General features: G+C 71.3%; 10 protein-coding genes. 3 read left to right on the forward strand and 7 right to left on the reverse strand.

Annotation, left to right across the window (positions count from 1 at the left end; genetic code table 11):
• Window positions 1-18: 18 nt before the first annotated feature.
• Complete coding sequence (locus tag ACIQGQ_RS04975) at window positions 19-807, reverse strand: sulfite exporter TauE/SafE family protein (protein ID WP_402390768.1); 789 nt, start codon at window positions 805-807, stop codon at window positions 19-21.
• Window positions 808-916: 109 nt separating this feature from the next.
• Between ACIQGQ_RS04975 and ACIQGQ_RS04980 the strand changes: the two genes are divergently transcribed.
• Complete coding sequence (locus ACIQGQ_RS04980) at window positions 917-1,849, forward strand: oxidoreductase (RefSeq protein WP_402390771.1); 933 nt, start codon at window positions 917-919, stop codon at window positions 1,847-1,849.
• 10 nt (window positions 1,850-1,859) lie between these two features.
• Here the strand turns inward: ACIQGQ_RS04980 and ACIQGQ_RS04985 are convergent, their stop codons facing one another.
• From ACIQGQ_RS04985 to dusB, 4 genes are all read right to left on the reverse strand, one after another.
• Window positions 1,860-2,276, reverse strand: coding sequence for a VOC family protein (locus ACIQGQ_RS04985; protein WP_402390774.1), 417 nt, complete (start codon window positions 2,274-2,276; stop codon window positions 1,860-1,862).
• Window positions 2,277-2,395: 119 nt separating this feature from the next.
• Window positions 2,396-3,370 (reverse strand): ArsR/SmtB family transcription factor, encoded by a 975-nt coding sequence (locus tag ACIQGQ_RS04990; protein WP_402390776.1) that lies wholly within the window; start codon window positions 3,368-3,370, stop codon window positions 2,396-2,398.
• A 489-nt stretch (window positions 3,371-3,859) separates the two neighbouring features.
• Window positions 3,860-6,607: a pyruvate, phosphate dikinase gene (gene ppdK / locus ACIQGQ_RS04995; protein ID WP_402390779.1), complete on the reverse strand. Its 2,748-nt coding sequence runs from the start codon at window positions 6,605-6,607 to the stop codon at window positions 3,860-3,862.
• Between the two features lie 591 nt (window positions 6,608-7,198).
• On the reverse strand, window positions 7,199-8,347 hold the full coding sequence (gene dusB, locus ACIQGQ_RS05000; protein WP_402390781.1) for a tRNA dihydrouridine synthase DusB: 1,149 nt from the start codon (window positions 8,345-8,347) through the stop codon (window positions 7,199-7,201).
• Window positions 8,348-8,417: 70 nt separating this feature from the next.
• On the opposite strand from dusB, the gene ACIQGQ_RS05005 reads away from it, so the two are divergent.
• Window positions 8,418-9,905: an MFS transporter gene (locus tag ACIQGQ_RS05005; RefSeq protein ID WP_402390784.1), complete on the forward strand. Its 1,488-nt coding sequence runs from the start codon at window positions 8,418-8,420 to the stop codon at window positions 9,903-9,905.
• A gap of 2 nt (window positions 9,906-9,907) precedes the next feature.
• Here ACIQGQ_RS05005 and ACIQGQ_RS05010 read toward each other — a convergent pair whose 3' ends face one another.
• Entirely contained in the window at window positions 9,908-10,765 is an 858-nt protein-coding gene (locus ACIQGQ_RS05010; RefSeq protein ID WP_402390787.1) for a helix-turn-helix domain-containing protein, read from the reverse strand.
• 101 nt (window positions 10,766-10,866) lie between these two features.
• Between ACIQGQ_RS05010 and ACIQGQ_RS05015 the strand changes: the two genes are divergently transcribed.
• Window positions 10,867-12,336 (forward strand): MFS transporter, encoded by a 1,470-nt coding sequence (locus ACIQGQ_RS05015; protein WP_402390790.1) that lies wholly within the window; start codon window positions 10,867-10,869, stop codon window positions 12,334-12,336.
• Between the two features lie 89 nt (window positions 12,337-12,425).
• On the opposite strand, the gene ACIQGQ_RS05020 is transcribed toward ACIQGQ_RS05015, so the two are convergent.
• Entirely contained in the window at window positions 12,426-12,650 is a 225-nt protein-coding gene (locus ACIQGQ_RS05020; protein ID WP_402390792.1) for a DUF6243 family protein, read from the reverse strand.
• Between the last annotated feature and the right edge of the window lie 234 nt (window positions 12,651-12,884).

Consider the following 12,884-nt stretch of genomic DNA (forward strand, 5'->3'; position numbering starts at 1 on the left):
ACCAGGCGGAGCCCCCGCTCAGGCGATCCACTGGTCGAAGGCCAACTTCGCGACCAGCGAGAACACCACGACCAGCAGCACGCCCCGGACGAACCCGCTGCCCCGGCTGAGCGCCATCCGCGCCCCGACGATCCCGCCCGCCAGGTTGAACACCGCCATCAGCGCCGCCAACTGCCACAGCACGCTGCCCTGGTAGGCGAACATGGCCAGCGCACCGGCGTTGGTGCAGACGTTGACGATCTTGGCGGTGGCGGAGGCCGTCACCAGGTCGAGGTGGAGGACCGCGGTGAGCGCCAGCACCAGGAACGTGCCGGTGCCGGGGCCGAAGAGCCCGTCGTAGAAGCCGATCCCTCCGCCGACCAGCACGATCGCGGTGACCGTACGGGCCCGGGTGACCCTTGTGCGCTCCGCGTCGCCGGTCTCCTTGCCGAAGGACGGCCGCAGCAGCACGAACGCCGCGACGGCCAGCAGCACGACCATGATCACCGGCCGGAGCACCTCGCTGCTGAGCCCCGCGGCGAAGAACGCCCCGGCCATCGAACCGGCCAGCGCGGCGAAGCCGATCCGCAGCCCGGTCCCCAGCCGCACCGGGGTCCTGCGCACGTACGCCACGGCGGCGCCGGAGGTCCCGACGATCGCGACCGCCTTGTTCGTCCCCAGCACGTGCGCGGCCGGCACCTGCGGCAGCCCCAGCAGGAGCGCGGGCAGCAACAGCAGTCCGCCACCGCCCACCACCGCGTCGATCCAGCCGGCCGCGGCGGCGGCGATACACAGGACGACCAGGGTCGTTATGGCTATGTCGGGCATGATCGCGACCCTAGGGACGCGGTCCGGGCCCCGTCCATTCCGTTGAGCCAAAACTGAGCTTCCCCACGGACTTCCCCCGCCCGGTGGCCACGGTCGTACGCTGGGGCGCATGAGCCATGGCTGGAACGCCGACGACATCCCGGACCAGCGCGGCCGCACGGCCGTGATCACCGGGGCCAACAGCGGCATCGGCCTGAACACCGCCCGGGAGCTGGCCCGGCACGGTGCGCGGGTCCTGCTGGCCTGCCGCGACGAATCCCGCGGCCGGGCGGCCGAGAGCCTGCTGCGCAAGGCGGTCACCGGCGCGGACGTGGCGTTCGTCCCGCTCGACCTGGCCGATCTCCGCTCGGTACGGGAATTCGCCACCGACCACGCGCCCGAGCGGATCGACCTGCTGATCAACAACGCGGGCGTGATGGCCCTCCCGTACGGGACGACGGCCGACGGCTTCGAGCGGCAGTTCGGCGTCAACCACCTGGGGCATTTCGCGCTGACCGGGCTGCTGCTCCCCCGCCTCCTGGACACCCCCGGGGCCCGAGTGGTGACCGTCTCCAGCGGGCTGCACGCGCTGGCCGACATCGACATGGGCGACCTCAACAGCGAGCGCGGCTACCGCCGCTGGACCGCCTACGGCCGCTCGAAGACCGCCAACCTGCTCTTCGTCCACGAGCTGGCCCGGCGGCTCGCCCGGGCGGGCTCCCGGCTGGTGGCCGCCGCCGCACACCCGGGGTACGCGGCGACCAACCTGCAGTCCGCCGCCGCCAGGATGGAGAACCGCCGGGCGGCCGAGCGGTTCTTCGAGCTGGGCAACCGGATCGTCGCCCAGCCCGCCTCGGCCGGGGCGCTGCCCACCCTGTACGCGGCCACCGCGCCCGGCGTGCGCCCCGATTCGTTCACCGGGCCGGGACCGCTGGGCTGGCGCGGGGCCCCGGCCCCCTCCTGGCGGGCCCGGCGGACCCGCGACGACGTACGCGGCGAGCGGCTCTGGGTGGCGTCCGAGCAGCTCACCGGCGTGACGTACCCGGAGCTCGGCCCGGCCTGACCGGCCGGGCTCAGCCGTTCTGCCCGCCCTCGACGACGGCCGGGTCCATCCACATGACCTCCCAGATGTGGCCGTCCGGGTCCTGGAAGGAGCGGCCGTACATGGTGCCGTAGTCCATCGGGTCGTTGGCGGGCGAGCCACCGGCCGCGAGGGCGGCGTCGGCCAGCTCGTCCACCTTCTGACGGCTCTCGGCGCTCAGCGCGAGGATCACCCCGGTGGACGTCGCGGGGTCGGCGATCTCCTTCTTGGTGAACTGCCGGAAGCGCTCCTCGGTCAGCAGCATCACGAAGATGGTCTCGCTGATGACCACGCAGGCGGTGGTCTCGTCGGTGAACTGCGGGTTGCTGAAGTAGCCCAGCTTGCCGAAGAAGTCCTTGGACCTCTCCAGGTCCTTGACCGGCAGGTTGACGAAGATCATCTGAGGCATGGTCGCTTCGCTCTCTCGTTGTCCGAACGGGTACGACAGGTAGACGGCGGGGCCTCGGAGAACTCATCGCTCGTCTCGAAAAAACTTTCGTCCACCTCGAACGCGTCCGCCACCCGGGATCAGGACAGGGCGAGCGGCGCACCGCCCCGGAGCAGCGAACCGCCCAGCGGGGTCAGCGTGTGCACGACCGAGCCGCCGTGCCGCAGGGTGTGGACCAGGCCCGCCTCGCGCAGCACGCAGGCGTGCTGGCTCGCCGAGGCGAGGGAGACCCCGGCCCGCAGCGCGAGCTCGCTGGTCGTGCAGCCGCTCCCTATGGCGCTCAGGACCGTGGAGCGGGTGTTGCCCAGGAGCCGGCCGAGCCAGGGGCCCGGCTCGGCGAAGACCGGGGCGCGGGAGTGGGTGACCGGGTAGACGAGCACCGGCGGAAGGCCGGGGTCGCGGTAGACGACCGGGGTGACGCGGCAGAAGAAGGAGGGCTGGAGCAGCAGCCCCCGCCCGTCCAGCCGGAGCTCCCGGTCCACGGGGTAGTCCGCCTCCAGCACCGGGGCCCGCCAGCGGATCATCGGCGGGAGGGAGGCGAGCAGCTCATCGGCCCCGCCGTCCAGGAGGGCGCGGCCGCGCACCGCCCGGTCGGCCTCGACGCTGGCCCGGATGTGCGGCCAGTAGGGCTCGATGGCCGCGCGGTGGTAGCGGCGGAGTTCGTCGGCGATCCGGCCGAGCGGATCGGCGTGGACATCGGGCAGGCGGGCCGCGGAGCGGCGCTCGGCGCCGAGCAGGGCCAGCTCGGCGAGGACCCGGCCGTGCGGGGTGGCGCGCAGGGCCTCCATTCCGGCGTCGATGCCGTACGGCTCGGCGCTTTCCTGAGAAGGCGTCAGGAAATCCGGGAAATAGCCGCGGGCCGGAATCACCGCGGACAGCAGACGTGCTTCACCATTCAACCGGGAGCGGGTTTCCGTACGCCATTCGCCGAACACCGCGGAACCGCGCCGGTCCCGCAGCCGGTGGAAACTCAGCGCGGTTTCCCACAGCGCGTCCGGCCGGGAGGCCATCCGGACCTTGGACAGGTCCACCCCGGACATATGGATACGCAGCACCGGTCCCCCACTTGTTGCACCTGCAATTACCCCCATCCCAGGGTAGGTGATCCGTAACAGCACGTCACCACGGGGTTTCGGCCACAGGTGAAACGCCTCGCACCGGACCGCCACCACCCGAAAAGCTGTACGACGTCGGGCACGAATCCGGCGCCACCGGAAGGGCGAGCGAAGGCCGTGGGGGGTTTCGCATGCCTGGCGGCGGTGGGCGACGGTGCGGCACCGTTCCCGATGGGGGTAACCCGGGACGCGGCCCATGGGTGGGGATCCAGGGGGCGCGTCCCGGTCCGTTTCCGGTCTCTTCTTTGCGCATTAAACAAAGAAGCCCGTCTTCTTAACGAAGAAAAAAGAACAATGCCGAACAACCGTTTTACCCGGAACGAAACGAGACGGCGGCACCCCCGCACAGGGTGCCGCCGTCTCCGGGCGGTGGATCACGGTGTTCCCGTACCGGGCCTCGGGGCGTGCCCGGCCGGCGGGGCTACCGGGTCAGCGGCTGTCGCTGCCGGTGGAGCCCGCCGCCGCGCGCCCCGCTTCGAGCCGGGCGACGGGGATGCGGAACGGGGAGCAGGACACGTAGTCCAGGCCCGCCTCGTGGAAGAAGTGCACCGACTCCGGGTCGCCGCCGTGCTCGCCGCAGACGCCGAGCTTCAGGTCCGGGCGGGTGGCCCGGCCGGCCGCGACGGCGCTGCGGACCAGCGAGCCCACGCCGTCCCTGTCGATCGTCTCGAACGGCGACACACCGAAGATGCCCTTTTCCAGGTACGCGGTGAAGAAGGAGGCCTCCACGTCGTCGCGGGAGAAGCCCCACACCGTCTGGGTCAGGTCGTTGGTGCCGAAGGAGAAGAACTCGGCGGCCTCGGCGATCTGTCCGGCGGTCAGCGCGGCCCGGGGCAGCTCGATCATCGTGCCGATGGTCAGCCTCAGCCGGGTGCCGGTGGCCTCCTCGACCTCGGCGATGACCCGGTCGGCCTCCTCGCGGACGATCTCCAGCTCCTGGACCGTGCCGACGAGCGGGATCATGATCTCGGCGCGCGGGTCGCCCTTGGCGTTCTTCCGCTCGGCCGCGGCCTCGGCGATCGCCCGTACCTGCATGGCGAACAGGCCGGGGATGACCAGGCCGAGCCGGACCCCGCGCAGACCCAGCATCGGGTTCTGCTCGTGCAGCTTGTGCACGGCCTGGAGGAGGCGCAGGTCGTTCTCGTTGGCGTCCTTGCGGGACTCGGCGAGCGCGACCCGCACCGACAGCTCGGTGATGTCGGGCAGGAACTCGTGCAGCGGCGGGTCGAGCAGCCGTACGGTGACGGGCAGCCCGTCCATCGCCTCGAACAGCTCTATGAAGTCGGCCTTCTGGAGCGGGAGCAGCTCCGCCAGCGCGGTCTCGCGCTCGGCGTCGGTGTCCGCGAGGATCAGCTTCTCGACCATCGTGCGGCGTTCGCCGAGGAACATGTGCTCGGTACGGCACAGCCCGATGCCCTGGGCGCCGAAGCGGCGGGCCCGCAGCGCGTCCTCGGCGTTGTCGGCGTTGGCCCGCACCCGCAGCCGGCGCACCCGGTCCGCGTACGCCATGATCCGGTGGACGGCGGCGACCAGCTCGTCGGCGTCGTCGGCGCCGGCGTGCATCCGGCCCTCGAAGTACTCGACGACCGGGGACGGCACTACGGGGACCTCACCGAGGTACACCTTGCCGGTGGAGCCGTCGATGGAGACGACATCGCCCTCCTCGATCACCCGGCCGCCCACCGTCATCCGGCGGCGCTTGGTGTCGACCTCCAGCTCCTCGGCACCGCAGACACAGGTCTTGCCCATGCCGCGGGCTACGACGGCGGCGTGCGAGGTCTTGCCGCCGCGCGAGGTCAGGATGCCCTCGGCCGCGATCATGCCGTCGAGGTCGTCGGGATTGGTCTCGCGGCGGATCAGGATGACCTTCTCGCCGGAGCGGGACCACTTGACCGCGGTGTAGGAGTCGAAGACCGCCTTGCCGACCGCCGCGCCCGGCGAGGCGGCGATGCCCCGGCCCAGCAGCTCGGTGGTGGCCCCGTCGTCGAAGCGCGGGAACATCAGCTGCGCCAGCTGCGCCCCGTTGACCCGCTGGAGCGCCTCGGCCTCGTCGATCAGGCCCTGGTCGACGAGCTGGGTGGCGATCCGGAAGGCGGCACCCGCGGTGCGCTTGCCGACCCGGGTCTGGAGCATCCACAGCTGACCGCGTTCGATGGTGAACTCGATGTCGCACAGGTCCTTGTAGTGCGTTTCGAGGGTCTCCATGATCTGCATCAGCTGGTCGTACGACTTCTTGTCGATCGACTCCAGATCGGCGAGCGGCACAGTGTTGCGGATGCCGGCCACGACGTCCTCGCCCTGCGCGTTCTGCAGGTAGTCGCCGTAGACGCCCTGGTGGCCGCTGGCCGGGTCGCGGGTGAAGGCGACGCCCGTGCCGGAGTCGGGGCCGAGGTTGCCGAAGACCATCGAGCAGACGTTGACGGCGGTGCCCAGGTCGCCGGGGATGCGCTCCTGGCGGCGGTAGAGCTTGGCCCGGTCGGTGTTCCACGACTCGAAGACGGCCTTGATGGCCAGGTCCATCTGCTCGCGCGCGTCCTGCGGGAACGCGCGCCCGGCGTCCCGCGCGACGATCCCCTTGAACCGCTCGACCAGCTTCTTCAGGTCGGCGGCGTCGAGGTCGACGTCGACGGTGATGCCCTTGGCCTCCTTCGCCTCCTCCAGCGCCTCCTCGAAGAGTTCGCCGTCGACGCCGAGGACGGTCTTGCCGAACATCTGGATGAGGCGCCGGTAGGAGTCCCAGGCGAAGCGCTCGTCACCGGCCTGCGCGGCGAGACCGGTCACGGACTCGTCGGAGAGGCCGATGTTGAGGACCGTGTCCATCATGCCGGGCATCGAGAACTTGGCGCCGGAGCGGACCGAGACCAGCAGCGGGTCGTCGGCCTGGCCGAGCTTCTTGCCCATCCGCGATTCGAGGGCGTCGAGGTGCGCGCTGACCTCGGCGCGCAGCTCCTTCGGCTCCTCGCCGCTCTCCAGGTAGACCTTGCACGCCTCGGTGGTGATGGTGAATCCCGGAGGGACGGGAAGCCCGAGGTTGGTCATCTCGGCGAGATTCGCACCCTTGCCGCCGAGAAGGTCCTTCAGATCCTTGTTGCCCTCGGTGAAGTCATAGACGAACTTCTCGCCCTCGGACCCCCGGGACTCCGGGTTGGCTACGTGAGGATCTTTGTTTTCCGACACGGGTCTCGACTCCTTGAGGACGCGGGTGGCTGCCCTGACGGCGAGGAACATACCCAGATCGAAGGTTTCTGGGTACGTCCACTTGTGCGTCACCAGGCCCCGACCACCCATCCGCCAGCGGATCGAAAGTGACACGATCAGCTGCCCCAGCGGCAGAATTCATTCACTTCTTGAACACATAACTACGATGCGATACCAGCAGCCCTCATTTTGGTCACCCATAGTCGCCATTGCGTCGATCGATCAAAATAGAGGCCACTGGCACCGAGTGCCACCATTTGAGAAGTCAAGCCCCCAAAAATGCGCTCATCTGAGCGCAAGGGCTCTCAGGGTGGCGAGAATCACTCTACGGCCGCCGCTCAGATGTCACCATTCGGACGCCGAACAGGCGACCGTACGTCATCAGGGGATCACGGAACGGACTCCTCGGCGAGTCGGGGCGGTGCCCGAAGACCACCATCCACCCGTTCCGGGCATGGATCGACCGGACCCGCACCGAATCCGGCCGAATGAAGCGCTCACATGAGCGAGCAAAAGCAAGAGGCACGCGGTGCCTGGTGGCGCCGCGTGCCTCGAAGGTCCGGGGAGGGGTCAGCCGCCCGAGGTGTCCAGCTCCGCGTCCGGGCTCACGCCCGCGCAGTCGTACGGGTCCTTCAGCCAGCCGTCCGGCAGCACGACCCGGTTGTTGCCCGAGGTGCGCCCGCGCGGCCCGTCCGCGCCGTCCGGCCACGGCTGGTCCAGGTCCAGCTCCGCGAGCTGGCCGGCCAGCTCCTCCAGCGAGGAGGTCACCGCGAGCCGCTTGCGCATCTCGGAGCCGACCGAGAAGCCCTTGAGGTACCAGGCGACATGCTTGCGGAAGTCGATCACCCCGCGCGTCTCGTCGCCGATCCACTCCCCCAGCAGCGTCGCGTGCCGGACCATCACCTCGGCGACCTTCCGCAGCCCCGGCGCCTGACGCGCCGCCGTGCCCTCGAACGCGTTCACCAGGTCACCGAAGAGCCACGGGCGGCCCAGGCAGCCCCGGCCCACGACCACACCGTCGCAGCCGGTCTCGCGCATCATCCGCAGCGCGTCGTCCGCGCACCAGATGTCGCCGTTGCCGAGGACGGGGATCTCCGGGACGTGCTCCTTGAGGCGGGCGATGGCGTCCCAGTCGGCAGTGCCGCCGTAGTGCTGGGCGGCCGTGCGGCCGTGCAGGGCGACGGCGGTGACGCCCTCCTCGACCGCTATCCGGCCCGCGTCCAGATAGGTCATGTGGTCGTCGTCGATGCCCTTGCGCATCTTGATCGTGACCGGCAGATCGCCCGCGTGGGAGACCGCCTGCTGAAGGATGGCCCGCAGCAGCGGCCGCTTGTACGGGAGCGCCGAGCCACCGCCCTTGCGGGTCACCTTGGGGACCGGGCAGCCGAAGTTCAGGTCGATGTGGTCGGCCAGGTCCTCGTCGACGATCATCCGGACGGCCTTGCCGACGGTGACCGGGTCCACCCCGTACAACTGGATCGAACGCGGGGTCTCGCTCGCGTCGAAGTGGATCAGCTGCATGGTCTTCTCGTTGCGCTCGACCAGCGCCCGCGTGGTGATCATCTCGCTGACGAACAACCCCTTGCCGCCGGAGAACTCGCGGCACAGGGTGCGGAACGGTGCGTTGGTGATCCCGGCCATGGGGGCGAGCACCACCGGCGGCTGCACCGTGTGCGGGCCGATACGGAGCTGCGGGAGCGAAGGGGCGAGCGTGGTCATGGCCCCATTGTCCCGTACCGGACGGGCCACTCCGGCGGCGGAGTTCGTTAGTTAACCGTACTATCCTTGTATGCCCGAGCTCAGCCCCCGCCGCCGACAGCTGGTGCTGGCGATCTGCTGCATGAGTCTGCTGATCGTCAGTCTCGACAACACCGTGCTCAACGTCGCACTCCCCTCCATGCAGAAGGAGCTGCACGCCTCGGTCGCCGGCATGCAGTGGACGATCGACGCCTACACCCTGGTGCTGGCCTCGCTGCTGATGCTCGCGGGCTCCACCGCCGACCGGATCGGGCGCCGGAGGGTCTTCAAGGCCGGGCTGGTCCTCTTCACCCTCGGCTCGCTGCTCTGCTCCCTGGCGCCGAACCTGGAGTCGCTGGTCGCGTTCCGGATGGTGCAGGCGGTGGGCGGTTCGATGCTCAACCCGGTCGCCATGTCGATCATCACCAACACCTTCACCGACCCGCGCGAGCGGGCCCGCGCCATCGGGGTGTGGGGCGGGGTGGTCGGCATATCGATGGCGGCCGGCCCGGTGGTCGGCGGTCTGCTGGTGGACTCGGTCGGCTGGCGGTCCATCTTCTGGATCAACCTGCCGGTCGGCCTCGCCGCGCTCCTGCTCACCTGGCGCTACGTCCCCGAGTCCCGCGCCCCCCGGCCCCGCCGCCCCGACCCGGTGGGTCAGCTGCTGGTGATCGGGCTGCTCGGTTCGCTGACGTACGCGATCATCGAGGCGCCCTCCTCGGGCGTGACCTCGCCGCGCATCCTGCTGTTCGCCGCGCTCGCCCTCGGCTCGCTGGCCGGTCTGCTGGTGTACGAGCCCCGGCGCGCCGAACCTCTGATCGACCTGCGCTTCTTCCGCAGCGCGCCGTTCAGCGGTGCCACCGTCATCGCGGTCTGCTCCTTCGCGGCGCTGAGCGGGTTCCTCTTCCTGAACACCCTGTACCTCCAGAACGTCCGCGGGCTGAGCGCGCTCCACGCCGGGCTGTACATGCTCCCGATGGCGGCCCTGACCTTCGTCTGCGCACCGCTGTCCGGCCGGCTGGTCGGCAACCGGGGGCCGCGGCTGCCGCTGCTCGTGGCGGGCGTGGCGATGACGGCCTGCGGGCTGCTGTTCGCGGTGTTCGACGCGGAGAACGACACCGCGCTGCTCTTCACCGGCTACGTCCTCTTCGGCCTCGGCTTCGGCATGGTGAACGCGCCGATCACCAACACCGCGGTCTCCGGAATGCCCCGCTCCCAGGCCGGGGTGGCGGCCGCGGTCGCCTCGACCAGCCGCCAGATCGGCGGAACCCTCGGGGTCGCCGTGATCGGCGCGGTGCTGGCCTCCGGGGTGGCGGGCACCGGCTCGCCGCACGGCGCCGCGTACGCGACGGCCTTCGTGGACGCGAGCCGGCCCGCCTGGTGGATCATCGGCGGCTGCGGCCTGGCCGTCCTCCTGGTGGGGGCGCTGACCAGCGGCCGCTGGGCCCTGGAGACGGCCGCCCGGACGGCCCTGCGCCTGGAGAAGCAGTCGGCCCCCGGGCCCGGCGACCGCTCCTCGGCGAACTCCCGGGCCTCCTGACCTCAGTCCCCCGCGAGCGCCAGGTCCAGGAGGCGGTGCAGCCGCTGCCGGGTCTCCTCGTCCGCGGGGGCGTACGTCACCATGCGCGGGCCGCTCGACGGGCCGAGCCACAGATCGGTGTGCTCGACCCGGAGCAGCCCGACATGGGCGTTGCGGAACACCTTCGTCCGGCCGCCCGCGCCGACCACCTCGTGGCGGGCCCAGATCTCCCGGAACTCCTCGGACGACTCCTCCAGCCGTCGTAGCAGCGCCTTCCACGCGGGCTCGGCCAGATGGTCCGCCATCGCGCGGCGGAACTTGGCGGCCATCAGCCGGTTCACCTCCGGCAGATCCACGACGGAGGACCGCCACTGCTCGTTGGTGTAGGCGAGGATCATGCAGTTGCGGTCCTCGGGGGCGACCGTGTCCAGGTCGCACAGGAGCCTGCCGTAGGTGCGGTTGTGGGCAAGAATGTCGTAGCGGCTGTTCTGGACGCAGGCCGGGATCGGGTCCAGCTGCTCCAGCATGGCGCGCAGACCGGGCGTCACGCTCGGGCAGTCCGCCCCCGGGGACGGGTCGACGGCGCCGCCGAGCGAGAAGAGGTGGCCGCGCTCGCTGCGGTCCAGCAGCAGCGCGCGGGCCAGCGCGTCGAGCACCTGGGCCGAGACCTTGATGTCACGCGCCTGTTCCAGCCAGGTGTACCAGGTGACCCCGACGGCCGAGAGCTGGGCGACCTCCTCGCGGCGCAGCCCCGGGGTGCGCCGGCGGCGGCCGCGGACCAGGCCGACCTGCTCGGGCGTGATCCGCTCGCGGCGGCTGCGCAGGAAGTCCGCCAGCTCGTGTCGCCGCACGTCGGGCAGGTCGCTCGCCATGGTCGTCATGTCCCCAGCCTGCCGAGGCGCCCGGCCTCTTGCCAGGTGCTGCTTATACCAGGATAACGACACTCTGGTACCAGGCTGGTGCCGGGGCGATCCTCGATGACGTGAGTGAATCAACTGTTCGGACACAAGCGATCGCCCCCGTCGGCGGGGTGGTCCGGCACGACCACCCCGCTCCGGTGCTCGGGGCCCTCGGGCTGTTCACCGTGCTGCTCGGCGCGGCGCTGCCGCTCATCGACTTCTTCATCGTGAACGTCGCGCTGCCGACGATCGAGGACGACCTGGCCGCCGGCCCCGCGCTGCTCGAACTGGTCGTCGCGGGCTACGGCCTGGCCTACGCCGTCCTGCTCGTCCTCGGCGGCCGGCTCGGCGACACGGCCGGACGGCGCCGGCTCTTCCTGCTGGGCATCGCCGCCTTCGGGATCACCTCGCTGGCCTGCGGGATCGCCCCGAACGCCTGGACGCTGGTGGCGGCCCGGGTGGCGCAGGGCGCCGCGGCCGCGCTGATGCTGCCGCAGGTGCTGGCCACCATCCAGGCTGCCACCTCCGGGCACCGGCGGGCCCGCGCGATGAGCCTGTACGGGGCCACGGCCGGGCTCTCCATGGTGGCGGGCCAGATCCTGGGCGGGGTGCTGGTCGCCGCCGCACCGCTCTCGTCGGTGTTCGGCGCGAGCGCGGGCTGGCGTTCGGTGTTCCTGGTGAACGTCCCGGTGGCGGCGGTGGGCCTGGTGCTGGCCGCCCGCACCGTGCCGGAGACCCGCTCGGAGCGGCCCGCGCCGGTCGACGTGCCGGGCACGCTGCTGCTGACGGTCTCGCTGGTGACGCTGCTGGCCCCGCTGACCGAGGGCCGGGCGGCGGGTTGGCCGCTGTGGACCTGGGTGTCGCTGGCCCTGTTCCCGTTCGCCGCGTACTGCTTCTACCGGGTCGAGCGGCGGGCCGACCGGCGCGGGCTGCTGCCGCTGGTGCCGCCGAGCCTGCTGCGGCTGGAGTCGCTGCGGCGCGGGCTGGCGCTGGTGGTGCCGTTCTCGATCGGCTTCGGCGGCTTCATGTTCGTCATCGCGGTGGCGCTCCAGCAGGGGCTGGAGCTGGGACCTGCGGCGGCGGGGCTGTCGATGGCGCCGATGGCGGTGGCGTTCTTCCTGGCCTCACTGGCCGGTCCGCGGCTGGTCCGGCGGTACGGCAGCCGGGTGGTGACGGCAGGCGGGCTGCTCCAGGCGACGGGGGTGCTGGTTCTCGCGCTCACCGTGTGGCGCGCGTGGTCCGGCCTCGGGGTGGCGGGGCTGCTGCCGGGGGTCGCGATCGCCGGGTTCGGGCAGGGGCTCCAGCTGCCCGTCCTGTTCCGCATCGTCCTCTCCGACGTACCGGCGGCCCGGGCCGGAGTGGGCGGCGGGGTGATGACGACGACCCAGCAGGCGGCACTGGCCCTGGGTGTGGCCACCCTCGGCACGCTGTTCCTGTCCCTGGTCCCGTCCACGGGCATGCGGGACGCGCTGGTGGTGACGCTGCTGGCGCAACTGGCCGCGATCGCCCTGACGACCCTCCTCAGCCTGCGGCTGCCGCGCACGGTGGCGTGAGCGGCGCCCCCGGCCGGGCGCCGGACAGGGCCGTGGGCCCGGATCACGGATGATCCGGGCCCACGGTCGTACGTGCTGGACGCGGGGCGTCAGCTCTGCGCGTCGTCCTCCGCCGGCGCCTCGACGGGCTCCGGGGTCTCCGCCCCGGCACCCCCCTGGGCACGCTCGCGCATCCGGCGCAGCAGCTCCTGCTTCTGGTCGGCGGCCGCCCGGCGGTCGGTCTCGTTCGCGGGGCCGGCACCCTGCCCGCCCGCCCGGGACAGCTTCTTGCGCTGTCCGCCCACGCCGAGCAGGTTGTTTCGGCTCTTGGCCACGGTGTTCTCCCGTTCGTAGTGCTAAGTGAGGCCGCCGTGCGACATGCGGTCCGGGCGACCCGTGATCGGTCCGGTGGCGGCGGGTACGCGGCCCCGCCGCGCGCTCACTCGTAGATCTGGAAGAACGAATACATACCGGAACCGTACCGGCCCCGCCCCGTCCCGCGCACCGGTTTTTCGCCCTGGCGGGGCACACGCCGGAGCCCCCGGCCCCTGAAGGGGTCGAGGGCTCCG

Source organism: Streptomyces sp. NPDC092952, from assembly GCF_044754785.1.
In the GTDB taxonomy this organism is placed as follows: domain Bacteria; phylum Actinomycetota; class Actinomycetes; order Streptomycetales; family Streptomycetaceae; genus Streptomyces.

Bases quoted from the DNA above. Each gene is read 5' to 3' on its own strand.
- dusB (WP_402390781.1), bottom strand. From the start codon at position 8,347: ATGACCACGCTCGCCCCTTCGCTCCCGCAGCTCCGTATCGGCCCGCAC.
- ACIQGQ_RS05010 (WP_402390787.1), bottom strand. From the start codon at position 10,765: ATGACGACCATGGCGAGCGACCTGCCCGACGTGCGGCGACACGAGCTG.
- ACIQGQ_RS04980 (WP_402390771.1), top strand. From the start codon at position 917: ATGAGCCATGGCTGGAACGCCGACGACATCCCGGACCAGCGCGGCCGC.
- ACIQGQ_RS04975 (WP_402390768.1), bottom strand. From the start codon at position 807: ATGCCCGACATAGCCATAACGACCCTGGTCGTCCTGTGTATCGCCGCC.
- ACIQGQ_RS04985 (WP_402390774.1), bottom strand. From the start codon at position 2,276: ATGCCTCAGATGATCTTCGTCAACCTGCCGGTCAAGGACCTGGAGAGG.
- ACIQGQ_RS05005 (WP_402390784.1), top strand. From the start codon at position 8,418: ATGCCCGAGCTCAGCCCCCGCCGCCGACAGCTGGTGCTGGCGATCTGC.